This window comes from Caballeronia novacaledonica (assembly GCF_900258035.1).
Lineage (GTDB): Bacteria > Pseudomonadota > Gammaproteobacteria > Burkholderiales > Burkholderiaceae > Caballeronia > Caballeronia novacaledonica.
The window spans coordinates 1-22,714 of the sequence record NZ_OGTP01000041.1 but is presented as its reverse complement, the minus strand read 5'-3'; the positions used below and the strand labels follow the sequence as shown (position 1 = coordinate 22,714).

General features: G+C 64.6%; 23 protein-coding genes and 1 pseudogene. 14 read left to right on the top strand and 10 right to left on the bottom strand.

Going from position 1 to position 22,714, the window contains the following annotated elements; translation table 11 throughout:
* Nucleotides 1–120: 120 nt before the first annotated feature.
* The 4 genes from NOV72_RS30995 (at nucleotide 121) to NOV72_RS30985 (ending at nucleotide 3,366) form a co-directional block, all read left to right on the top strand.
* Entirely contained in the window at nucleotides 121–615 is a 495-nt protein-coding gene (locus tag NOV72_RS30995) for a hypothetical protein (RefSeq protein ID WP_106858326.1), read from the top strand.
* Nucleotides 616–910: 295 nt separating this feature from the next.
* Nucleotides 911–1,504, top strand: coding sequence for a glycosyltransferase family 9 protein (locus tag NOV72_RS30990; protein WP_106858325.1), 594 nt, complete (start codon nucleotides 911–913; stop codon nucleotides 1,502–1,504).
* A 26-nt stretch (nucleotides 1,505–1,530) separates the two neighbouring features.
* Nucleotides 1,531–1,701 (top strand): hypothetical protein, encoded by a 171-nt coding sequence (locus NOV72_RS32510; protein WP_181291203.1) that lies wholly within the window; start codon nucleotides 1,531–1,533, stop codon nucleotides 1,699–1,701.
* A 123-nt stretch (nucleotides 1,702–1,824) separates the two neighbouring features.
* The gene (locus NOV72_RS30985; RefSeq protein ID WP_106858324.1) at nucleotides 1,825–3,366 is read left to right on the top strand and encodes a methyl-accepting chemotaxis protein; all 1,542 of its coding nucleotides are present in this window, start codon (nucleotides 1,825–1,827) and stop codon (nucleotides 3,364–3,366) included.
* Nucleotides 3,367–3,466: 100 nt separating this feature from the next.
* Here NOV72_RS30985 and NOV72_RS30980 read toward each other — a convergent pair whose 3' ends face one another.
* Complete coding sequence (locus NOV72_RS30980) at nucleotides 3,467–4,213, bottom strand: hypothetical protein (RefSeq protein WP_106858323.1); 747 nt, start codon at nucleotides 4,211–4,213, stop codon at nucleotides 3,467–3,469.
* 90 nt (nucleotides 4,214–4,303) lie between these two features.
* Nucleotides 4,304–5,497, bottom strand: a complete 1,194-nt coding sequence (locus NOV72_RS30975) for a M20 aminoacylase family protein (protein ID WP_106858335.1) — start codon at nucleotides 5,495–5,497, stop codon at nucleotides 4,304–4,306.
* Nucleotides 5,498–5,752: 255 nt separating this feature from the next.
* Here NOV72_RS30975 and NOV72_RS30970 point away from each other — a divergent pair, with 255 nt between their 5' ends.
* Nucleotides 5,753–6,139, top strand: a complete 387-nt coding sequence (locus NOV72_RS30970) for a potassium channel family protein (RefSeq protein ID WP_106858322.1) — start codon at nucleotides 5,753–5,755, stop codon at nucleotides 6,137–6,139.
* Between the two features lie 39 nt (nucleotides 6,140–6,178).
* On the opposite strand, the gene pdxR is transcribed toward NOV72_RS30970, so the two are convergent.
* Nucleotides 6,179–7,660 (bottom strand): MocR-like pyridoxine biosynthesis transcription factor PdxR, encoded by a 1,482-nt coding sequence (gene pdxR, locus NOV72_RS30965; RefSeq protein ID WP_181291204.1) that lies wholly within the window; start codon nucleotides 7,658–7,660, stop codon nucleotides 6,179–6,181.
* A 137-nt stretch (nucleotides 7,661–7,797) separates the two neighbouring features.
* On the opposite strand from pdxR, the gene gabT reads away from it, so the two are divergent.
* From gabT to NOV72_RS30945, 3 genes are all read left to right on the top strand, one after another.
* Nucleotides 7,798–9,093 (top strand): 4-aminobutyrate--2-oxoglutarate transaminase, encoded by a 1,296-nt coding sequence (gene gabT, locus NOV72_RS30960; protein WP_106858320.1) that lies wholly within the window; start codon nucleotides 7,798–7,800, stop codon nucleotides 9,091–9,093.
* 713 nt (nucleotides 9,094–9,806) lie between these two features.
* On the top strand, nucleotides 9,807–11,267 hold the full coding sequence (locus NOV72_RS30950) for an NAD-dependent succinate-semialdehyde dehydrogenase (protein WP_106858318.1): 1,461 nt from the start codon (nucleotides 9,807–9,809) through the stop codon (nucleotides 11,265–11,267).
* Between the two features lie 190 nt (nucleotides 11,268–11,457).
* Nucleotides 11,458–12,621: a metallophosphoesterase gene (locus tag NOV72_RS30945; RefSeq protein ID WP_106858317.1), complete on the top strand. Its 1,164-nt coding sequence runs from the start codon at nucleotides 11,458–11,460 to the stop codon at nucleotides 12,619–12,621.
* Between the two features lie 206 nt (nucleotides 12,622–12,827).
* On the opposite strand, the gene NOV72_RS30940 is transcribed toward NOV72_RS30945, so the two are convergent.
* From NOV72_RS30940 to NOV72_RS30920, 5 genes are read right to left on the bottom strand one after another with little or no spacing between them, the layout of a single operon-like run.
* Complete coding sequence (locus NOV72_RS30940; RefSeq protein ID WP_106858316.1) at nucleotides 12,828–13,877, bottom strand: patatin-like phospholipase family protein; 1,050 nt, start codon at nucleotides 13,875–13,877, stop codon at nucleotides 12,828–12,830.
* Between the two features lie 35 nt (nucleotides 13,878–13,912).
* Nucleotides 13,913–14,494, bottom strand: coding sequence for a hydrolase (locus tag NOV72_RS30935; protein ID WP_106858315.1), 582 nt, complete (start codon nucleotides 14,492–14,494; stop codon nucleotides 13,913–13,915).
* Between the two features lie 37 nt (nucleotides 14,495–14,531).
* Complete coding sequence (gene msrB, locus NOV72_RS30930; RefSeq protein ID WP_106858314.1) at nucleotides 14,532–15,014, bottom strand: peptide-methionine (R)-S-oxide reductase MsrB; 483 nt, start codon at nucleotides 15,012–15,014, stop codon at nucleotides 14,532–14,534.
* A gap of 27 nt (nucleotides 15,015–15,041) precedes the next feature.
* The gene (locus NOV72_RS30925) at nucleotides 15,042–15,803 is read right to left on the bottom strand and encodes an ABC transporter permease (RefSeq protein ID WP_106858313.1); all 762 of its coding nucleotides are present in this window, start codon (nucleotides 15,801–15,803) and stop codon (nucleotides 15,042–15,044) included.
* Nucleotides 15,800–16,726 carry an ABC transporter ATP-binding protein gene (locus NOV72_RS30920; RefSeq protein ID WP_106858312.1) on the bottom strand — a complete coding sequence of 309 codons (927 nt, stop codon included), beginning with the start codon at nucleotides 16,724–16,726 and terminating at the stop codon, nucleotides 15,800–15,802. Before NOV72_RS30920 ends, NOV72_RS30925 begins: the two co-directional genes overlap by 4 nt.
* Nucleotides 16,727–16,846: 120 nt before the next feature.
* Here NOV72_RS30920 and NOV72_RS30915 point away from each other — a divergent pair, with 120 nt between their 5' ends.
* Together NOV72_RS30915 and NOV72_RS30910 are read left to right on the top strand one after the other, a co-directional pair.
* Nucleotides 16,847–17,326: a 2,4'-dihydroxyacetophenone dioxygenase family protein gene (locus NOV72_RS30915; protein ID WP_106858311.1), complete on the top strand. Its 480-nt coding sequence runs from the start codon at nucleotides 16,847–16,849 to the stop codon at nucleotides 17,324–17,326.
* A gap of 115 nt (nucleotides 17,327–17,441) precedes the next feature.
* Nucleotides 17,442–18,293: a 3-hydroxybutyryl-CoA dehydrogenase gene (locus NOV72_RS30910; protein WP_106858310.1), complete on the top strand. Its 852-nt coding sequence runs from the start codon at nucleotides 17,442–17,444 to the stop codon at nucleotides 18,291–18,293.
* On the opposite strand, the gene NOV72_RS30905 is transcribed toward NOV72_RS30910, so the two are convergent.
* A complete protein-coding gene (locus NOV72_RS30905) occupies nucleotides 18,290–19,231 on the bottom strand; it encodes a glutathione S-transferase family protein (protein WP_106858334.1) in 942 nt (313 codons plus the stop codon). The genes NOV72_RS30910 and NOV72_RS30905 overlap by 4 nt on opposite strands.
* Nucleotides 19,232–19,287: 56 nt before the next feature.
* On the bottom strand, nucleotides 19,288–20,259 hold the full coding sequence (locus NOV72_RS30900; RefSeq protein WP_106858309.1) for an alpha/beta fold hydrolase: 972 nt from the start codon (nucleotides 20,257–20,259) through the stop codon (nucleotides 19,288–19,290).
* Nucleotides 20,260–20,367: 108 nt separating this feature from the next.
* Here NOV72_RS30900 and NOV72_RS30895 point away from each other — a divergent pair, with 108 nt between their 5' ends.
* The 4 genes and pseudogenes from NOV72_RS30895 to NOV72_RS30880 form a co-directional block, all read left to right on the top strand.
* Nucleotides 20,368–21,282, top strand: a complete 915-nt coding sequence (locus NOV72_RS30895; protein ID WP_106858333.1) for a LysR family transcriptional regulator — start codon at nucleotides 20,368–20,370, stop codon at nucleotides 21,280–21,282.
* 94 nt (nucleotides 21,283–21,376) lie between these two features.
* A complete protein-coding gene (locus NOV72_RS30890) occupies nucleotides 21,377–21,709 on the top strand; it encodes a YXWGXW repeat-containing protein (RefSeq protein WP_106858308.1) in 333 nt (110 codons plus the stop codon).
* A gap of 200 nt (nucleotides 21,710–21,909) precedes the next feature.
* Complete coding sequence (locus tag NOV72_RS30885; protein WP_106858307.1) at nucleotides 21,910–22,488, top strand: RNA polymerase sigma factor; 579 nt, start codon at nucleotides 21,910–21,912, stop codon at nucleotides 22,486–22,488.
* A pseudogene (locus tag NOV72_RS30880) lies at nucleotides 22,485–22,714 on the top strand (hypothetical protein); the annotation flags it as partial. The gene NOV72_RS30885 and the pseudogene NOV72_RS30880, both read left to right, overlap by 4 nt.

The window sequence follows — 22,714 nt, the reverse complement described above, 5'->3', positions numbered from 1 at the left end:
ATGCAACAGGACGAAACAGGGCGAAACAAGACGAAAGCGCCGTCAACGGTCCTGTAAGCCGCGCGTTATACCGGTGTCGCGCCGCTCTGGCGCTTACCGATGGTCCCGACGACAACCTCCATGGCCGCTCTCCCGCTCGAAGAACTCCGCCGTCAACAATCTCTCGTCGCGCTCGTGCCGAAATCGGCCGGGCAACTGAAGACCGAACGCGAGCGCATCGTCGCGCGTCTGCACATCCTGCTGAACGTGACCATCGCCGTGGCGCTCGCGGGCGTGGCGCTCATCGCGTGGCTGCCGTTCTCGCCCGTGCCACACGAATTCCGCTTCGGCGTGCAGGAAGTGCTCGGCGTCGCGGTGTTCGCGTCGTGCCTGTTCATCCTCCACGAACGCGCCGAACTGGAACTCGGCCTGTACGATTACGAACCCGTCGAGCAGACGACGCAAGGCGAATTGCGCGCACTGCTGCATCGGGTGCCGGAAGGCACGTCGTATCAGGAAGCGCTCGCCGCCGACGAGCGCACGTTCGTCACCGGTGAAGTCGACCATATTCGCCGCCGCGCCGAAGCGTTCACGCCGAAGACGCTGCCCGCCGACGACGGCAACGCGGAAACCTGAAACGCCCGCGCGCCGCACGAAAAGCCGCCGCCTCGCCACCGCGAGGCGGCGGCTTTTTTTACATCGGCGCCGACAAACCTCGCGCCTTGACGAGCGCCGCCGCGCCTCCTTCAATACGTGACAGATGCCGCAATCGACAATCAAACTGTCACGGTTGCGGACGCAATCTGTGTCCGCCGCCTGCAATTCTCGGGCAGGACGCGCCAGAAACGTCCCGGGCATGGCGGGTGCTTGCCAAGCGCCGTCTCCCGCGGATTTGCGGAAATCGAACGAGGACACGCCACTTGGAGCCAGGATGCGAGCCAATCCCCTTTCGACGTTGAGCGACGACCTCGCGACCGCGCTCGTCCCCGACACGCCGAGCGTGACGCCATGCGCGAACGCGAGTCGCGACGAAGCCGCCGCCTATGACGCGCTCGCCGCGTTCCACGGCATCGAGCGCGAGCGCCTGGTGCTGATCCATCCGGGCAGCCACCACGCCGCGCCCGCGTGGCCCGCGCAACGTTATGCCGATCTCGCCGATCAACTCGCTGCCGACGGCTGGCAGATCGCCATCGTCGGCGACGCGCCCGATCCCGAGCGCACCGCCGGCGTCCTCGGCGCGATGCAGACGGCCGCGCTCTTTCTCGCGGGCGCCGTCGCACCGGCCGCGCTGCCGCGCCTGATCGCCAACGCGCGCCTGCTCGTCTCCGACGACGCCGCCGCGTCGTCGCCCGTCGCCGCGGCCCGCGCGCTCGGCACGCCGCATATCGTGCTCGACGAACATCCGCGCGACACCGGCAGCGACGCGATCGCCGCCCGCGCCCGCGCCGCGCTCTCGAACACCGGCGGCGCGCATCCGGGAGAGCCGTTCACGCTGCACATGCCGGCGCCGCACGAGTCCGTGTAGCGCCCGTCCACCTGTCGGGGTACATCATGAAATTCGACATGCAGACCAGTCCCGTTCCGGATCCCATCGCGGACCCGAACCGCGATCCGGAAGCCGATCCGCTCACGCCGCCGTCGCCGGGTCATCGGCCGGACGAGCCGCAGCATCCCGACGCGCCGCCCGACAAAGACCCGATTCGCCGTCTCTCATCGACCTGACGAACGACCTACGGGTATTCCCCGCCCTACATCCGTCGCCCGTGCCTGCCGTAAAGCGGGCATGCGGCGGCGTGCGCCGTCGCACCGGACAACGCAAAGAGGCGGCGGCGCAATATGAACAGAATGACGTTGAACAGGAAGCTCGGCTCGCTGATCGCCGTGCTGTGGATCGGTCTGATCGCGATCGGGATCATCGGGGCGTGGCAGAACCGGACCTCGATGATCGATGACCGCAAGGAGCAGTTGAAGACGCTCGTCAACGAGGCGTACGCCGTCACGGCGCACTACGCGGCGCTCGCCGCCGACAAGACGCTCACCGAAGAGGAAGCGAAGAAGCGCGCGCTCGACGTCGTCGGCGCGATCCGCTACGGCACGGACGGCTATCTGTCCATCAACGATTCGCATCCGACGATGGTGATGCACCCGATCAAGCCCGCCATGAACGGAAAGGATCTTTCGACCTATACCGATCCCGCGGGCAACCGGCTTTTCGTCGATATCGTGAAGGCGGGCGATCAGCAAGGCGGCGGCTTCGTCAGCTATCTGTGGCCGAAGCCCGGCAGCGACAAGCCGGTCGGCAAGCTCTCCTATTCGCAGCGCTTCGCGCAGTGGGACTGGTATCTCGTCACCGGCATGTACATGGACGACGTGCAGAGCGCGTTCTGGGCGAGCGCGCTACGCTGGCTCGCGATCACGGCGGTGCTCGGCGGCATCGCGACGGCCGCGATGCTGATCGTTTTGCGCAGCATCAAGCGCAATCTGGGCGGCGAATTGGAATTGGCTGTCGGCGCGGCGCATCGCATCGCGCGCGGCGACCTGACGGGCACCGTCGACGTTCGTCCGGACGACTCGACGAGTCTCCTGCACGCGCTCGACACGATGCAGCGCGGACTCGTCGAGACCGTCTCGCGCGTGCGCAACGGCACCGAGAACATCAACGTGGGCGCATCGGAGATCGCGGCGGGCAATACCGATCTGTCGCAGCGCACCGAAGAACAGGCGGCGGCGCTCGTGCAGACGGCGTCGAGCATGGATCAGATGACCGCCAACGTGAAGAACAATGCGGAAAGCGCGGCGCAGGCGGCCCGTCTCGCGGAACAGGCGGCGGATGTGGCGACGCGCGGCAGCGGCGTCGTCGATGACGTGATCGACACGATGACGCGCATCACCGCGAGCTCGCAGCAGATCGGCGACATCATCGGCGTGATCGACGGCATCGCGTTCCAGACGAACATTCTCGCGCTCAATGCGGCCGTCGAAGCCGCGCGCGCGGGCGAACAGGGACGCGGCTTCGCGGTCGTGGCGGCCGAAGTGCGCAGCCTCGCACAGCGCTCGGCGACGGCGGCGAAGGAGATCAAGGCACTCATCGAGACGTCGACGCAGACGGTGCAGCAAGGCGCGTCGCTCGTGACGAACGCGGGCGCGACGATGACCGAGATCGTGCAGTCGGTGCGCCGCGTGAACGAGATTCTCGACGAGATCAGCCACGCTTCGCGCGAGCAGAGCGCGGGCATCGAGCAGGTGAATCGCGCGGTCGTCGAGATGGATCAGGTGACGCAGCAGAACGCGGCGCTCGTCGAAGAGGCCGCCGCCGCCGCGCATTCGCTGAAGGATCAGGTGGACGGGCTGCGCGAGGCGATAGGGAGCTTCAGGCTGCCGGCGTGAGGCGGCAAGCGTGCTCATAGCGCAAGAGACGTATGCCCATTCTCTGAACGGTGTGCAACGACTTACTCAAAAGGGGGCAACCCTAATCACGCTTCGCTTGCTACAAAGCAGGTGAAACATTATCGCGGTCAACGGCACGGCGACGCGTGTATTCATACCTCTGAGTGCGCTTCCCTGTCGGACAACGCTCTAGCGACACCCGTTCCGTTCCCGCCTGGTCAAAGAAACTAGATCCGATGCGCCGCAAGTTGGAATACGACAACATTGCGGCATAGCCCTTAACCCAAAGCTCGTCAAGATAGTCTTTGTATTCCATGTAGCCATAAATCCATAGTTGCTTTCTCCGTGACTGCAGGTCTTCAAACGTGGCAGCATCAAGGTGCATTATCGTGTTGATGTGATGCAACTCCTTGGCCTGAATGACAGTGCCAATCGACGAAACTCCACCATAGTCGTACGAAGGTACATCTGGAAGCACTTCGGACACGCAATATCCCAGCCGTACGTCCACCATCTCCGCCGCCGTCGCGCCATAGTTCATCAACTGAAATCGGACCGTAACTTCACAGTCCGTATTCGGCAATTTCCGAACGACTGCATTTGAACGTGGTGAAACAGCGAATCGCGGACGTTGCGCAGCAGATGCAACGTCCGCACTTATTTGGGCGGACTTGGCACTATCGGCAGTCGCCTTTGCCGAATAGAACGTGGCAAAGCCGATTGCAAAATTGACCATCAGACCGCTCACAATCAGCGCTTTATCCGGCGCATTCAGATAAATGACACACGAGATAGCGAGAACGACGATTAGAACGCAGCGTTCTTTGAAAGTTAGCAGCTTGTTCATAACGGATACTCAAAATTTAATAAGTAATCCGATATCTTAGTCAGGTCGGCGCAGCTTCGATATCCCATCGTCAGCGGTAAAATCCGAAAATTAATATTCTAGAAATCGTTCGACCAGACGCGCCCAGTACGCCGCGCCGACCGGCAGATTCTTGTCGTTGAAGTCGTAGTGCGGGTTGTGGACCATGCAGCCGTCCTCGCCCGCACCGTTGCCCAGACGCAGGAACGAGCCCGGCCGCTCCTGCAGCATGAACGCGAAATCCTCGCTGCCCATCAGCAGATCGGCGTGCGCGACGACGTTCTCTTCGCCGACCAGCTCGCGCGCCACCTGAATCGCGAACTCCGTCTCGGCATCCGAATTGACCACGACCGGATAGCCTTCCAGATACTTCACCGTCGCGCTCGCGCCGTAGCTCGCGGCCTGCGATTCGACCAGATCCTTGATGCGCCGCTTCAGCAGTTCGCGCACTTGCGGGTCGAACGAGCGCACGGAGAGTTCGAGCGTCGCGCGGTTCGGGATGACGTTGTTCACCGTGCCGGCGTGCATCGAACCGACGGTGACGACGGCGGGCTGCGCCGGATCGACGTTGCGCGCGACGATCGTCTGCAGCGCCATCACGATGCTCGCCGTCACGACGACCGGATCGACGGACAGATGCGGCCGCGCCGCGTGCCCGCCGACGCCTTCGATCACGATCGACACCTGATCGCCCGCCGCCATGAACGGCCCCTTGCGGAACAAAAACGTGCCGGGTTGCGCGCCGGGATGGTTGTGCACGCCGAAGACGGCGTCGCAATGAAAGCGGTCGAACAGGCCCTCCGCGATCATCTTCTGCGCGCCGCTCGGCACGCCGTGCTCTTCCGCCGGCTGAAAATACAGATGCACCGTGCCGCTGAAGCGGCGCGTGCGCGCGAGATGGCGTGCCGCGCCGAGCAGCATCGTCGTGTGGCCGTCGTGGCCGCATGCGTGCATCTTGCCGTGCGTCTCGCTCGCGTAAGGCTTGCCGGTCTGCTCGATGATCGGCAGCGCGTCCATGTCGGCGCGCAGGCCGATGCTCTTCGTGCCGCCCGCCTTCAACGTGCCGACGACGCCCGTTCCGCCGACCCCGCGCGTCACCTGCCAGCCCCACTCCTCCAGCCGATCCGCGACGAGCGCGGCGGTGCGCGTCTCTTCGTAGGACAGCTCCGGATGACGGTGGATGTCGTGGCGAATCTCGCGCAGCGACGGCGCGTCGTCGGAGAGATCGGCGATGACGGTAAAGTGATGGTCGGACGAAGTCGTCATGGGGAAGCCCTTGCTGAAGATCGGAAAACGGCGCACATGATCCTCCACATGCGCCGTGGTTTCCAGCTTTCTGTGGGATTTTTTTGGGTTCTTTGCAGATTTTGTGGGAGATGCCGCGAGGTTTGCCTGCATGCCAACTCTATCTGCCGCGCGTCGTCACGGTGGCCTCTAAGGATTCTCGAGGATCGACCACGTAGTAGTATCGTTGTCAAACTTCGGAACTTAAGTGGCCTGAAAATCTGCGAGGTTCACGACATGGATAATGCCGTCAAAGGGGCTGATCGCATCCGAATCCACCCGCACCATGCGATTGCCGAGTTTGCGAAGGTCCTCTGGCACCTGCGCGCGATTCTGGCCGTGCTGCTAGCGCTTTTCCTCGTTTTGTCGGTTGCCATGTATTACGTCGGAGGGGCCGTCGATGCAGCCACTCACGCACAATCATCGCTAGGCCACACTTTCTACTTTTGCGCGGTCACGGCGCTGACCATCGGCTATGGCGACGTGGTGCCGACAAGCACGCTTGGCCGGATCATAGCGATCTTGCTTGGCGTGCAAGGGATGTTGATAACGGGTGTGACAACCGCTTCCGCTGTTTATGCCATACAGGTGGCCGCGCATCGGGCCGGGCTACTACAAGGATAGAGGCGGAAGGCCCTGCGACGGGTCAGTTTCAACCGGTTTTCAACGCAAAAAACGGTCGATCACACCGGCAAGTTTCGCGAAAGCCGGCGCGATTTCATCGTCGGGCACGCATGCATAGCCGATCAGCAAGCCGGATTCCGCGTCCGGCCGGCGTGCGTAGTACCCCGACAGCGGCCGCACGACGATATCCTCCGCGAGCGCGGCGGCGGCAAGCGCGCGATCGTCGATATATTGCGGCAGCTTCAGAACGAGATGCAGTCCCGCATCGCCGCCCGCGATCGCCAGCGTATTGCCGTAGCGCGCGCCGATCGTCGCGAGCATCGCGTCGCGGCGCTGCCCGTAGAGCGCGCGCATCCGCCGGATATGCGACGTGAAATGGCCCTGCTCGATGAACTCCGCGAGCACCGCCTGCTGCAAGAGCTGCCCTTCGCGATACAGCTCGGCGCTCGCCGTCGCGAAGCTGTCCGCCAGCGCCTCCGGCACGACGACATAGCCGATGCGCAGCCCCGGAAACAGCGTCTTGCCGAAGCTGCCGACGTAGATCACCTGCCCGCCCGCGTCCATGCCCTGCAGCGACGCGAGCGGCCGGCTGCCGTAACGGAACTCGCTGTCGTAGTCGTCCTCGATGATCCAGCAGCGGTGCTGGCGCGCGTATTCGAGCAGCATGCGGCGGCGCGCGAGGCTCATCACCATGCCGAGCGGATATTGATGCGACGGCGTGACGAGCATCAGCTTCGGCGGCGACGCGAGATCGTCGGGCGTCGGCGCGATGCCTTCGGCGTCGACGGGAATCGCCTTCAGGTCGAGTCCCGACACCTGCAACACGCTGCGCACGCCCCAGTAGCACGGATCTTCGGTCCAGATCGTGTCGCCCGAATCGGCGAGCAGGCGCGCGGCGAGATCGATCGACTGATGGATGCCCGTCGTCACGACGATCTGCTCCGGCGTGCAGCGCACCGAACGCGACGTGCGCAGATAGTGCGCGAGCGCGTGGCGCAGTCCCGCGTGGCCGCCGCCGGGCGCGTACGTGAGCAGATCGGGCAGCGGCTTGCGCCAGTATTTCGCGTGCAGCCGGTTCCACACGCGCGACGGAAAGCGCGACACGTCCGGCACGCCCGGCATGAACGCGCCGCCCTGACGCTTCGACACGCCCGCGCCCGAAATCAGCCGCGCGCCGCGCGTGGAAAGCGTCGTTTGCGTATCGGTTCGGGCGATGGCTGGGGGCGGCGCATCGTCGAAGAGAATTTCGTCGGGGGCGCTGTCCGCGACGAACGTGCCGCGCCCCGTCGCCGACGAGACATAGCCTTCGAGCGCCAGTTGCTCGTAGACCTGCGTCACGGTATTGCGCCCGACGCCGAGTTCCGCCGCGAGCAGCCTCGACGACGGCACTTTCGCGCCCGCCGCAAGCTCGCGCGTCAGAATCGCCTGCTGCAACAGCCGATGCAATTGCCGGTAGATCGGCTGGCCGTTCGCGCGGTCGATGCGCTGCGCCAGCCAGTCGGAAAGCACGCTCGCGCGCATCGACATCGGATTGGCTCCTATATATTTATTGAAATGGCTCTGAACTTGAGGGCCAAATCTTACTATAGTCGTCGTTAAATTCAGTTGGCCGACACGGCCGCCATCGACATGCGCTCTTGCGCGAAGGAGATTTCCCTGTGAGCACCAACCTCAAGAACGCCGACCTGCACGCCCGCAAGAACGCCGCGACCCCGCGCGGCGTCGGCGTGATGTGCGATTTCTACGCGGCGCGCGCCGAGAACGCGGAACTGTGGGACGTCGAGGGCCGCCGTTTCATCGACTTCGCGGCGGGCATCGCGGTGTGCAACACGGGACATCGTCATCCGAAGATTGTGGAGGCGATCCGCGCGCAGCTCGACTGCTTCACGCACACCGCGTATCAGATCGTGCCGTACGAGTCGTATGTGTCGCTTGCCGAAAAGATCAGCGCCCGCGCGCCGGGCTCGCACGCGAAGAAGACCGCGTTTTTCACGACGGGCGCGGAAGCCGTCGAGAACGCGGTGAAGATCGCGCGCGCGGCGACGGGCCGTCCGGGTGTCATCGCCTTCACGGGCGGCTTCCACGGCCGCACGCTGATGGGCATGGCGCTCACCGGCAAGGTCGCGCCGTACAAGATCGGCTTCGGGCCGTTCCCGTCGGACGTGTATCACGCGCCGTTCCCGAATCCGCTGCACGGCGTGACGGTCGCGGATTCGCTGCGCGCGATCGAGCATCTGTTCAAGGCGGATATCGAGGCGACGCGCGTCGCCGCGATCATCTTCGAGCCGGTGCAGGGCGAAGGCGGCTTCAATGCGGCGCCGGCGGACTTCGTGCGCGGCCTGCGCAAGATTTGCGACGAACATGGCATTCTGCTCATCGCCGATGAAGTGCAAACGGGCTTCGCGCGCACCGGCAAGCTGTTTGCGATGGAGCATCACGGCGTCGTGCCGGACTTGATGACGATTGCGAAGTCGCTGGCGGGCGGCATGCCGCTGTCGGGCGTCGTCGGACGTGCGGAGATCATGGATGCGGCCGCGCCGGGCGGACTCGGCGGCACGTACGCGGGCAATCCGCTGGCGGTGGCTGCGGCGCATGCGGTGCTCGATATCATCGACGATGAAAAGCTCTGCGAGCGCGCTGTTGTGTTGGGCGACAAGCTCAAGGCGAAGCTCGAAACGCTCAAGGCCGATGTCCCGCAAATCGCCGATGTGCGCGGGCCGGGTGCGATGATCGCCGTCGAGTTTTGCAAGCCTGGTTCGCATGACGCGGATGCGGCGTTTGCCAAGCTCGTGCAGACGCGTGCGCTGGAGCGCGGCTTGCTGCTCCTCGTGTGTGGTGTTTATTCGAACGTCGTTCGGTTCCTGTTTCCGCTCACCATTCAGGAAGAGGTTTTCGATGAAGCTATCGGGATTCTTGAAGAGGTGCTTGTTGAGACGGTTGGTGTTGCTGTCTGACTTTTGATGCGCGAGGCGCTGGTGGTTTTGGCACCTCGCGGTTTTGGATTCGTTATTTGCGTGGGCTTTCGTGGAATCCCGATTTCGCGTCGGTCTATTAGCACTGCCCCTGTGCGGGGCGGCAGTCACTTTCTTTGCTGCTGCAAAGAAAGTAACCAAAGAAACAGCTTTCCCCATCCAAAGTACTTCACACCGGCCGCGGCACAGGCGATCGGCTGAATGGCTCCCAGAGTAGTACGTGCCCTCGAAGGTCTCATCGGGCTTGGATCGCGCACGGTCTGACGAGCCAGTTGTTTTAGAGCGCTGGTTCAGCACGAAATAGCTTCGGCACAGCGCTTCGCGCTGCCGTCGGGTATGCAAGGGAAACCAACCTGACGCGAATGCAGTGAGATAGACGCGTTAGTACGGAAGTACGGAAGTACGTGCAGACCCGATTGACCCATCGGCCGCGTAGCGGGCCGGCGCTATTTCGTGCTGAGCCAATTTGGTGTGTGGTGCGATGTGTCGGACCGTGCGCGAGCCAAGTCCGATTCTGCTTGCGGGGTCGCTTGCTACTCTGGGGGCCATTCGGTCGATTGCCTGTGCCGCGGCCGGCGTGAAGTGCTTAGGATGGGGAAAGCTGCTTTCTTTGGTTACTTTCTTTGCAGCAGCAAAGAAAGTGACTGCCGCCCCGCACAGGGGCAACGCTAATAGACCAAAAAAAGGACAAAGACATGAACTTGAAGGAACAACTCAAGGACCCGACGCTGCTGCGTCACGCCGCCTACATCGACGGTGAATGGCACCAATCCGACGATGGCGAAACGTTCGAAGTCGCGAACCCGGCGACAGGCGAATCCCTCGGCGCCGTCCCCAAGATGGGACAAAAAGAAACGCGCCGCGCCATCGACGCCGCCAATGCCGCCTGGCCCGCATGGCGCAAGAAGACCGCAAAGGAACGCGCCGTCATCCTGCGCCGCTGGTTCGACCTGATGATGGCGAACGCCGACGACCTCGCGCTCATCCTCACGACCGAGCAAGGCAAGCCGCTCGCCGAAGCAAAAGGCGAAATCTCCTACGCCGCCTCCTTCATCGAATGGTTCGCGGAAGAAGGCAAGCGCGTCGCCGGCGATACGCTCGCGACGCCCGCAGCCGACAAGCGCATCGTCGTGACGAAGGAACCCATCGGTGTGTGCGCCGCCATCACGCCGTGGAATTTCCCGGCCGCGATGATCACGCGCAAGGTCGGCCCGGCGCTCGCGGCAGGCTGCCCGATCGTCGTGAAACCCGCCGAAGCGACGCCCTTCTCCGCCTTCGCGATGGCCGTGCTCGCCGAGCGCGCGGGCCTGCCGAAAGGCGTGCTCAATGTCCTCACCGGCGATCCGAAAGCGATCGGCGGCGAAATGACGAGCAACCCGATCGTCCGCAAGCTGTCGTTCACCGGCTCGACGGCGGTCGGCCGCTTGCTGATGGCGCAAAGCGCGCCGACGGTCAAGAAGGTGACGCTGGAGCTCGGCGGCAACGCGCCGTTCATCGTGTTCGACGACGCCGATCTCGACGCCGCCGTGGAAGGCGCGATTGCATCGAAATATCGCAACAGCGGACAGACCTGCGTGTGCACGAACCGCTTCTACGTCCACGAGCGCGTCTACGATGCCTTCGCGCAAAAACTGGCGGCCGCCGCGGGCAAGCTCAAGGTCGGGCTCGGCACCGAAAGCGGCGTGGCGCTCGGCCCGCTCATCAACGAAGCGGCCGTGCAAAAAGTGGAGTCGCACATCGAGGACGCGCTCGCCAAAGGCGCCGCGCTCGCGTCGGGCGGCAAGCGTCACGCGCTCGGCCACGGCTTCTTCGAGCCGACCGTGCTGACCGGCGTCACGCCCGACATGAAAGTCGCGAAAGAGGAAACCTTCGGTCCGCTCGCGCCGATCTTCAAATTCTCTTCCGACGATGAAGTCGTGCAACTCGCCAACGACACCGAGTTCGGTCTCGCGGCGTACTTCTACAGCCGCGATATCGGCCGCATCTGGCGCGTGGCCGAAGCGCTCGAATACGGCATGGTCGGCATCAACACCGGTCTCATTTCGAACGAAGTGGCGCCGTTCGGCGGCGTCAAGCAGTCGGGACTCGGACGCGAAGGCTCGCATTACGGCATCGACGATTACGTCGTCATCAAGTATCTGTGCATGGCGGTTTGATCGCGCATGCGGTCCGTGAAATGAGCAAAGCCTCGACATTGGCGTGTCGGGGCTTTTTTGCTTGCCGCTCCGGCGAAAGAATCGAACCGTCGAAGGCATGCGCGGCGTCGAACCGTTAGAATCGGCTCCATATCCCGCGCGGGCGCAACGCCCGTCTTCCTGCCGCTTCTTCGATCCCTCCAGGAGCGCTATGCGACGTTCGGCATTCTTTCTCCGCTTCATCGGCATCGGCGTTCTGTTCCATCTCTATGTCGGCGTGCGGCTCATTCCGGGCGCGCCCGTGAGCCTGCCGCTCAAAGTGCTGGCGGCGGTGCTGCTCGCGGCATCGGTCGTCGTCATTCCGCTTGGCATGGCGGCGCGGCAGATCGAACCGCAGTCGCTCGCGGATCGCCTCGCCTGGCTCGGGCTGACCGCGCTCGGCTTCTTCTCGTCGCTGCTATTGTTGACGTTCGCTCGCGACGTGATTCTGTTCTTCGTGCATCTCGTCGACTGGCTGCGCGGCGCGCCCGTCGGCTCGCCGGCGTTCGTCGCCTATAGCGCGCTCGCCGTGCCGTTGCTGGCCGTGCTCTTCTCGGCGATCGGCTTCTACAACGCGCGGCGGCGCGCGCCGGTCGTGAGCGTGGATGTTCCCATCGACAACCTGCCCGCCGCGCTCGACGGCTTCACGATCGCGCAGATCAGCGACATCCACGTCGGCCCGACGATCAAGCGTCACTATGTGGAACGCATCGTCGCGGCCGTGAACGGGCTCGAACCGGACGTGATTGCCGTGACGGGCGATGTCGTCGACGGCACCGTGCCGAATCTCGCCGATCACACGCGCCCGCTCGCGGGACTCAGCGCGCGGCACGGCACGTTTCTCGTCACGGGAAATCACGAGTATTACTCGGGCGCGGACAAGTGGATCGCCGAGTTCCGGCGTCTGGGTCTGACCGTGCTGCTCAATCAGCATGTCGTGCTGGATCACGACGGCGCACAAGCCGTGGTCGCGGGCGTCACGGATTTCAGCGCGGGCAGCTTCGATCCCGCACATCGCAGCGATCCCGCGAAGGCGATCAGCGGCGCACCCGACGATGCCGCCGTGCGCGTACTGCTCGCCCATCAGCCGCGTAGCGCGACGGCGGCGGCCGAAGCGGGCTTCACGCTGCAGCTTTCAGGACACACGCACGGCGGCCAGTTTCTGCCGTGGAATTTCTTCGTGCGGCTACAGCAGCCTTTTGTTGCCGGGCTCGTAAAGTTCAACGGGCTGTGGGTCTACACAAGCCGGGGCACCGGCTATTGGGGACCGCCGAAGCGGCTGGGCGCGCCATCCGAAATCACGCTCGTGCGTCTCGTCGCGTCGACGGTTGCTTGACGGCAGCGAGTTAGAAAAAAGGACGCGCGGCTCGAGAGCACCGCGCGTCCAGCGCTTGGGGAAGCGTTGCGCCCGAACACGGGGATGAACGGGCGCTCTCGCTGACAGGTGGGGTCCCGCCAGCGAGTGACTTCACAATAAGGGAACACGGAGGCCAGGACCACAAGAGTCCTCTTAATCGTTGCAATATCACGGACTGCGAATGTTCAGCCCGACTTCGCCGACATCGCCGCGGGCGTCGTGGCGTAGACGCTCTTGTGCGGAGCCGTGCCTTCCCTCGGCCAGTCGGAGCGCTCGTCGAAAAACCATTCCGCGCGCTCGCGTCCCTTGCGGATCAAGGCGTGGAGCAGCGCCGGATTGCGATCGAGCTTCGATGCATAGTCGAGCGGCCCGGGATAATCTTTCGCGTCGAGATGCATCTGCACGACGCGCACCTTGATCGGCTTGTAGCGCTTCTCCAGCGATTTGTCGGCTTTCAGCAGTTCGTTCACGCGCGTCGTGAAGTAAAGCTCCTGCCCTAGCGCAAGATTGCCGGACAGTTCGTTGCGCCGGTCAATGATTTCGTTCGTCGATTCAGGCAACTCGCGACGATACTGCGGATTGATTTGCACGACCCAGATTTCATCGGGACGCGTGTGGAGCGCGAAATCGGTGAACTCGCGCACGGGCGGATTGCTGCTGAAGAGGCCGTCCCAGCACATGCGCCCGTCGGCGGCGATCGCGCGATACAGCGGCGGCACCGCAGCCGATGCCACCAGTTGATCCTGATCGAGCTTGTCGCCGGGAAAGATCACGCGATCGCCCGTGCGCACGTCGGTCGCGCCGACGAGCAGCGTCGGCTTCGCGCGCTGGTCCGGGTCCGTCGGCAGCGAGGCGAACGGCAGATGCTTGTCGAGCAGTTCGCGCAGCCGCTCCTCGGCGATTGGCGGATAGAGATACGGGCTGATTTCCGCATTGACGGGCAGCCGCGCGTACCAGGTTCCGACCGCATTCGCGACGATGTCCGGCCCGTCGCGCGCCTCCAAATCCTTCCAGAAACCGGCGAGCCGGCGCCTCGCGTCGGGAGGTCCGCCGAGCAGCAAACCTGCCCACGCGAGCGCGCTGCACATGGCGCCGCCCGACGTTCCCGACAGCGCGACGAGCTCGAAGCGGTTGAGAAACTCACCGCTCAGCAGCCGGTCGAGAACGCCCGCGGCGAACGCCGCATGGCTGCCGCCGCCCTGGCACGCGATCGCCACTTTCGGAATGGCCGCCATCACCGCACCTCGCTCGCGTAGGATGACCCGCGCCGCTATGCCAGCGCCGTCAGTACTTGTTCAGTCGAACGAATGCGTCCGATGCGCGGAAAGATGTAGCGACAGGTCGATTCGTGCGTGTCGGCGCGCAGATCGCTCATCGCGTCTTCGACGAACACCTGCTGATAGCCACGCTCGTGCGCGCCGCGCGCTGTCGAATCCACGCCGATGGACGTCGCGATGCCACCCAGCACGATCGTCTCGATGCCGCGACGGCGCAAGTGCGAGTCGAGATCGGTGTTGTAGAACGCGCCCCACTGCCGCTTGGTGACGACGATATCGGACGCCTGCACGCCCAGTTCCGCGCTCAACTCGCTCCAGCCCGCCGGCTCGGGCGCTTCCGGCGCCTGTCCCGCGTCGGTGACCGGACGCAGGCCGCCCGGCCCGTTCGGAAACGCCACCTTGACCAGCACGACCGGTGCGCCGAGCGCACGGAAGCGATCGGCGAGCGCGCGCGCGTTGGCGAGCACGCTGGCGGCGTCGTGAGGCTGCACGGGCAAGGCGGCGATGCCCGCCTGCAGATCGATCAGCACGAGCGCGGTCTTCGCGGAATCGAGCTTGAGTTCGGGAGCGTTCATGGAAAAGTCGCGAGTGAGGTGGATGATTTGTGCGATATCAGGCTTCGTCGGGCCGGAATTCGAGCGCGGCGCCGTTCATGCAGTAACGCAGGCCCGTGGGCTTCGGTCCGTCGTCGAAGACATGGCCGAGATGTCCGCCGCAGCGCCGGCAATGCACCTCGTTGCGCATGTGGCCGGTCGCGTCGGCGTGCATCGCGACGGCGCCGTCGTCGGGCTTCCAGAAGCTCGGCCAGCCCGTGCCGCTGTCAAATTTCGTCGCCGACGAGAACAGCGGGAGCCCGCAGCCCGCGCACGCATACGTGCCGTCGCGACGTTCCTTGAGCAGCGGGCTCGCGAACGGCGGTTCCGTGCCGCCGCGCCGGAGCACGCGAAATTGCTCGGACGAAAGTCTGCGTCGCCAGTCGGCGCTGCTGTGATCGATCTCGTACGACCGGGCGGGCGCCGAAGCGCTCGCGCCGCCCGCGAAGGCGGCGGCCATCGCGCCGAGAAAATTGCGCTTCGTGCGTCTCATGATTTTCATGCCTCTGTCCGCCCAAACAGCGCCGCGCTACGTTTTGAGCCGGTATCCCGTCCTGAAGATCCACGCGACGATCACGATGAACACCGCAAGGAACACCAGCGTCATGCCGAGACTCACGCCGACCTGGACATCGGCGAGCCCGTAAAAGCTCCAGCGAAAGCCGCTGATCAGATAGACGACCGGATTGAACAGCGCCACGGCCTTCCAGAACGGCGGCAGGATATTGATCGAATAAAAGCTGCCGCCGAGAAACGTGAGCGGCGTGACGATCAGGAGCGGAATGATCTGCAACTTCTCGAAACCGTCCGCCCATATGCCGATGATGAACCCGAGCAGGCTGAACGTCACGGATGTGAGCAACAAAAACACGATCATCCAGACCGGGTGATCGATTCTGAGCGGCACGAATAGTCGTGCTGTAAGAAGAATGATCAGGCCGAGGATGACGGATTTGGTCGCGGCCGCGCCCACGTAGCTCAGCACGAGCTCGAAGTACGACACCGGCGCGGACAGCAGCTCGTAGATCGTGCCCGTGAACTTCGGAAAATAGATGCCGAAGGACGCGTTCGCGATGCTTTGCGTGAGCAGCGAGAGCATCACGAGCCCCGGCACGATGAACGCGCCGTAGCTGATGCCGTCGACTTCCGGAATGCGCGAGCCGATGGCGGCCCCGAACACGACGAAATAAAGCGATGTCGAAATGACGGGCGACACGATGCTCTGCATCAGCGTGCGCCCGGCGCGCGCCATCTCGAAACGGTAGATCGCGCGAACGGCGTATAAATTCATTTGGCTTCCCTGACGAGGCTCACGAAGATGTCTTCGAGCGAGCTTTGCGTCGTTTGCAGATCCTTGAAACGCACGCCGGCTTCGTCGACGTGGCGCAACAGCGCGATGATGCGGCCCGGCTCGTCTTGTGCGTCGTACGTGTAGGTGAGTTCGCCGCCGTCCGCCGAGCGCGTGAGGCCGTAAGGCTGAAGCGGCGCGGGAATCTCGGAGAGCGGCTGTTCGAGCTGCAGCGTGAGCTTCTTCTGGCCGAGCTTGCGCATGAGTTCGCGCTTCTCCTCGACGAGCACGATCTCGCCGTGATTGATCACGCCGATGCGGTCCGCCATCTCCTCCGCTTCCTCGATGTAGTGCGTCGTGAGGATGATGGTCACGCCGTTGCTCCGCAGTTCGCGCACGAGCTCCCACATGTCGCGGCGCAACTCGACGTCGACGCCGGCGGTGGGTTCGTCGAGAAACAGAATCTCGGGCTCGTGCGCGAGCGCCTTCGCGATCAGCACGCGCCGCTTCATGCCGCCCGAAAGCGTCATGATCTTGTTGTCCTTCTTCGCCCACAGCGAGAGCGATTTCAGCACCTTCTCGACGTGCGCCGGATTCTTCGGCCGGCCGAAGAGGCCGCGGCTGAACGACACCGTCGCCCAGACGGTCTCGAACGCGTCGGTGGTCAGTTCCTGCGGCACGAGGCCGATCATCGCGCGGGCGGCGCGGTAATCCGTGACGATATCGTGACCCGCGACGGTCACTTTCCCCTCGCTCGGATTGACGATGCCGCAGACGGTGCTGATGAGCGTCGTCTTGCCCGCCCCGTTCGGGCCGAGCAGCGCAAAAATTTCGCCGCGACGGATCTCCAGATTCACGTTCCGGAGCGCGCGGAAGCCCGACCCGTAGGTCTTGGACAGATTGGAAACGGTGATGATGGTTGGCATGGCGTGGACGATAGCAGATACCGCGCGATCCGGCTCGGTCGAAGGGGTCGTCCATTCGGCCGATGTTCGCCGCGCCCGGCGCTGCCTACAATGCACTGCTGAATACCGGGAGCCGACATCATGCTGTTCGAACAGATTCAGACCACGTGCCTCAACGAAGCGGACCTGCCGTGGGTGCCGTTCACGCCGTACAGCGAGCGCGTGCTCGTCAAGTATTTCAAGCTGGATCCGATTCGCGGCGAGGTCATCGCGCTCATGAAAGCACCGGCGAAAGGCCAGATGCCGCGCCATCGCCATACGGGGACCGTGATCGTCTATACGGTCGAGGGGCGCTGGAAGTATCGCGAGCACGACTGGATCGCGGGGCCGGGGAGCATCGTGTACGAGACGGCGGGGTCGAGCCACACGCCCGAAGCGTTGCCGGCGGATTCGGGTGGCGGGGAGATCGTCACGCTCAACATCATCCAGGGCGAGCTGCTGTTCGTGGAGGACAACGGACGCGTTCTCGCCGCCGAAAACTGGAAGAGCGGCTGGGACCGCTATGCTGCCTTCTGTCATGCAAACGGCATCGCCCCGCGAGATCTGACGGCGTTCGGGTAACGCCGCTGCCTTCGCCACTGGTTAGAATCGATGCCTGAATGCGCTTCAGGCGTTTTTCGATCATTTCCGGTTTGCCGGCCGCTCTGGCCGGCGCAGATCAAGGAGGAGCAAAAGCATGAAGATTCAGACCGTCGGCATCGTCGGCGCGGGAACCATGGGCAACGGCATCGCGCAGGTCGCGGCCGTCGCGGGCTTCGAGGTCGTGCTGATCGACGTCACCGACGCCGCACTTGCGAAGGGCGTCGCCACGCTCACGGGCAGCTTGGAGCGGCTCGTGTCGAAGGACAAGCTGGAAGCGTCCGCGCGCGACGCGGCGTTGAAGCGCATCGAGACATCGACCGATTACGCGCGTCTCTCCGAAGCCGACATCGTGATCGAAGCCGCGACGGAGAACGCCGAACTCAAGAACCGCATCCTGAAGCAGATCGAAGGCGCGGCCCGCGCCGATGCGATCATCGCGTCGAACACGTCGTCGATCTCGATCACGGCGCTCGCCGCGATGCTCGACACGCCCGAGCGCTTCATCGGCATGCACTTCTTCAATCCGGTGCCGCTCCTGCCGCTCGTCGAAGTGATTCGCGGCGTGCAGACGAGCGACGAAACCGCCGCCGCCGTGCGCGAGCTCACCGAAAAGCTCGGCAAATCGCCGATCGGCGTGCGCAATTCGCCGGGGTTCGTCGTCAACCGCGTGCTCGTGCCGATGATCAACGAAGCGTTCTTCGTGCTCTACGAGGGCGTCGCGAGCGCGGAGGAAATCGACGCGGGCATGAAGCTCGGCGCGAACCATCCGATCGGCCCGCTCGGGCTCGCGGACCTGATCGGCCTCGACGTCTGCCTCTCGGTAATGGACGTCTTCCTCAAGGATTTCGGCGATTCGAAATACCGCGCGTGTCCGCTGTTGCGCGAACTCGTCTCGGCGGGGCGGCTCGGCCGCAAGACGAAGCGCGGCGTCTATCAGTACGACTAGGCGGCGTCGAAATCGAGCACCGGTCCGGCGGGCACGATGCCCGTCGGATTGATCGTCCGATGACTCTCGTAGTAGTGCCGCTTGATGTGCCCGAAGTTCACCGTGGCCGCAATGCCCGGCATCCGGTAGATCGCGCGCGCGTACTTCGAGAGATTCGGATAATCCGCGATGCGCCGCAGATTGCACTTGAAGTGGCCGACATACACGGCGTCGAAGCGCACGAGCGTCGTGAAAAGGCGAATGTCCGCTTCGGTGAAGCGCTCGCCCGCCAGATAGCGGCGCGTGTCCAGGCGTTCTTCGAGAAAATCGAGCGTGTCGAAAAGCGGCGTCACCGCTTCCTCGTAGGCGGCTTGCGTCGTCGCGAAGCCCGACTTGTAGACGCCGTTGTTGACCGTGTCGTAGATGCGCGCGTTGAGCGCGTCGATCTCTTCGCGCAACTCGAGCGGATAGTAGTCGCCCGGTTTCGCGCCGATGCTGTCGAACGCGGAATTCAGCATGCGGATGATCTCCGACGACTCGTTGTTCACGATCGTCCCGCGCGCCTTGTCCCACAAGATCGGCACGGTCACGCGGCCGCTGTAGTGCGGATCGGCCGCCGTGTAGACCTGATGCAGATAACGCGCGCCGTTGATCGTGTCGGGCACGACGCCCGGAGCGTCGTCGAAGGTCCAGCCGTGTTCCAGCATGAGCCAGTTCACGACCGATACGCCGATCATCCCTTCCAGGCCCTTCAACGCGCGCATGATCAGCGTGCGATGCGCCCACGGGCACGCGAGGCTCACGTACAGGTGATAGCGTCCCGGCTCGGCCTTGAAGCCGGTCTCGCCGTCGGCCGTCACCCAGTTGCGAAACGCCGCGTCCTTGCGCACGAAGCGCCCGCCCGTGGACGCCGTTTCGTACCATTTGTCCTGCCACTTTCCGTCGACGAGAAGTCCCATTTTCCGTTCTCCCTGAATGCCGCGGTGCAAACCTCGCGCCGCGGCATTCATGTATCTCAGTTGGATGAAGGTGCGTCGATGAAACGCACGAGTTGCGCCATCGTCGCATCCGGTGCCTCTTCCATCAGCCAGTGGCCCGCGCCCGGCACGACCACGCCCTGCACGTTCGTCGCGACGAGCTTCGCCTGATCGATCAGAAACGTGCCGGACGCGCGTTCGCCGGTCAGCACGAGCATCGGCATCGCGAGGGGCGTTTTCGCGAAGCCGGCGAAGTCGTTCGCGTCCTGCGGGAATGCATGGAAATACTCGAAGCCCGCGCGCATGCGGCCATTGCGCGCGTACTGCGCCGAATAGTACCGGCGATCCGCCTCGCTCACCGAATGCGCGGCATCGGCGGCGAAGTCGTTCCAGAAATGCTCGAAAAAGACACGCTCGCGGCCGCGCACGAGCTTCTCCGGCGTGTCGCCGTAGAAGTTGAAGTGCCATTTGTCGCGCAGAAGCCAGACTTTCTGCCAGTCGCCGACGCCCGGCAGGAACGCGTCCATCAGCACGATGCTTTCCACTTCGTCGGGATATTGCGCCGCGTACGCATACGCGACCATCAGCCCGATGTCGTGCCCGACGAGCTTCACCTTGCGATAGCCCAGCTTCCGGACCATCGCGTGGATGTCTTGCGCGAGCGTTTTCTTGTCGTAGCCGGACGCCGGCATCGCCGAACCGCCCGCGCCCGGCAGATCGGGCGCGAGCACGACGCGCTCGCCCGCGAGACGCGTCATCAGCGGCTGCCACATGCGGCTCGTCTCCGTGTAGCCGTGCAGCAGCACGACGGGCGTCGCGTCGCCGTGCCCGGCTTGCAGATAGTGAACGTCGACGCCGTTCGCATCGATCGTGCGGGACTGGATCGCGCTCGCGGCGGCGATCGGCTGGGACGCGCGCGGCGTGTTCGCGGCATGCGCGGCGGGTTGCAGGGCGGCGGCGGCGAGCAGCACGCCGGCGGCGCGGCGCATCGTATGCAGGAAGGCGTTCATCGTTCAGCTCCATCGAAAGTTGGGTTTGTCCCGATGACGCTCATGGTGAGCCGCCACGCCGCTTTTGCCGTACGATCCGGACGATGAACTCGTTCGATGGAGTCGAACATGTTGTCAGAAGAAGAACTCTCGCTGCTCGACGCGATCCGCGAAACCGGCAGCCTCTCGCGTGCGGCGGCGCGCCTCGGCAAGGCGCCGTCGACGGTGTCGCATGCCGCGCGGCAACTGGAAACGCGTTTCGACGCGCTGCTCTTCGACCGGCGCCGCTATCGCCTGCAACTGACGCCCGCCGGCCATCTTCTCGCCGACGAAGCATCGCGCCTGATGCTCGACGTGTCGCGGCTCGCGCAGCGCGTGAAGCAGATCGCGAGCGGCTGGGAAGACCGGCTGTGGATCGTCTGCGACGAAATCCTCGAATTCGAGACGCTGCTGCCGGTCGTGCAGGCGTTCGACGCGCTCGATTCCGGCGTCGCGTTGCGCATCACGCACGAGGTGCTGAGCGGCACCTGGGAAGCGTTGCGCGATGGCCGCGCGGATCTGATCGTCGGCGCGACCAACGAGCCGCCGGCGATTCCCGGCCTGCGATGGTTCGAGCTCGGCGTGATGCAATGGACGTTCGCGGTGTCGCCGCGCCATCCGCTCGCGACGGAGCGCGGCCCGCTGAAACGCGATCAGATCGCGGCGCATCGGGCGGTCGTCGTCGCGGATTCGTCGCGCTCGGCGGGACGCGCGTACGGCGTGCTCGGCGGCCAGGCCGCGTTCGCCGTGCCGACGATGCGCGCGAAAATCCTCGCGCAGCGGCAAGGGCTCGGCACGGGCTGGGTTCCGCGGCATCGCGTGCAAACGCTGCTGGCGCGCGGCGAACTTGTCGAAAAGGAAACCGCCGATCCGCGCGAGCCGAATGTTCTGTACGTCGCATGGCGCGGCGATCACGAAGGCCGCGCGCTGCAATGGTGGACGGAGCAATTGCGGCAGCCGCGTCTGGCTCGGCGTCTCGTCGAAGGCCTCGACGTACTGGCGTAAAACCTCGTTACAAATTGGCCGCGCGCCCAGCGACGGAAACGCGCCCGCCGCGCCGTTCAAGTTCTCGTCGCAACCTGAATCGACGGGACATGTCATGAAAAAAACACGTTTGCCGCTGCGCGCGGCGCTTTCGGCGGCCGTGCTCGCGCCGGTCGTCGCGGTATCGTTCGCCGCCCTGCACAGCAGCCCTGCCGACGCGCAGACGATCATCGTCGCGCCCTCCGCGCCGCCGCCGCCGCGCGTCGAACCGCCTCCGCCGCCGCGCGCGGGCTATGCGTGGGATCCGGGCCACTGGCGCTGGGATCGCGGCCGCTACGTCTGGGCGCCGGGCCACTGGCGGACGGTGCGCGCGGGGTATCGCTGGATTCCGGGACATTGGGTGCAGCGCGGGCCGAACTGGCGCTGGGTCGAAGGACATTGGGCGTGAGCCGCGCCACGATCGAACCGAGGTAACCGATCATGTTGAAGACGTTGATCGCAGCGGGGTTCGCCGCCGTGTTGCTCGCCGGATGCGTCGTGTATCCGGCGCATCCGGTCTACTATCGCGGGCCGGTCGTCGTTTACTGAAAATGCGGACAAACGCGATAACCCGCCGAGCGTCCAGGCAACTCGACACCCGACAACACATTGAAAGAAGAAGATCCGGACACCGCGCTCATTGCCCGCGTCGGCAATCGGGAACCGGGAGCCATCCGCGAGATCGTCGCGCGGAAGCTCCCGCGTATCGTCGCGCTCGCGTCGCGCATGCTCGGCGACCGTGACGAGGCCGACGACGTGGCTCAGGAAGCCTTCCTGCGCATCTGGAACATCGCGCCGAAGTGGCGGCGCGGCGAGGCGCGCTTCGATACGTGGCTGCATCGCGTGACGCTCAATCTGTGCTACGACCGCCTGCGCCGTCATCGCGAGACCACTTTGTCCGACGATCTGCCCGAACAGGCCGATCGCGCGCCGCTGCCCGACGAGCGGATCGAGGCGACGCACGCGAACGAGCGCATCGCGGCCGCGCTCGCGAAGCTGCCCGCGCGCCAGCGCGAGGCGCTCGTGCTGCAGTACTACCAGGAATTGCCGAACGCGGAAGCGGCGGCGCTGATGGGCATCAGCACCGAGGCGCTGGAAAGCCTGCTCGCCCGCGCCCGCCGCAACCTGAGAGCCGCGCTCGCGGATCTCGCACAGTCAGGCGGCGACGCCCCGAAGGAACATCGATGACACCCGAACGATTCCGCCACATCACCGAGGCCTACGGCGCGGCGCCGGAACGCTGGCCCGCCGGCGAACGCGACGCGGCGCTCGCGCTTCTGAACGCCGCAGACGCCGACGCGCTCGCCGCGCTCGCCGACGCCCGCGCGCTCGACGCCCTGCTCGACGCTCAGGCGGTTGCCGCGCCGAGTGCGGAGCTCGCGCGGCGCATCGTCGATTCGGCGCCGGCGCGGCC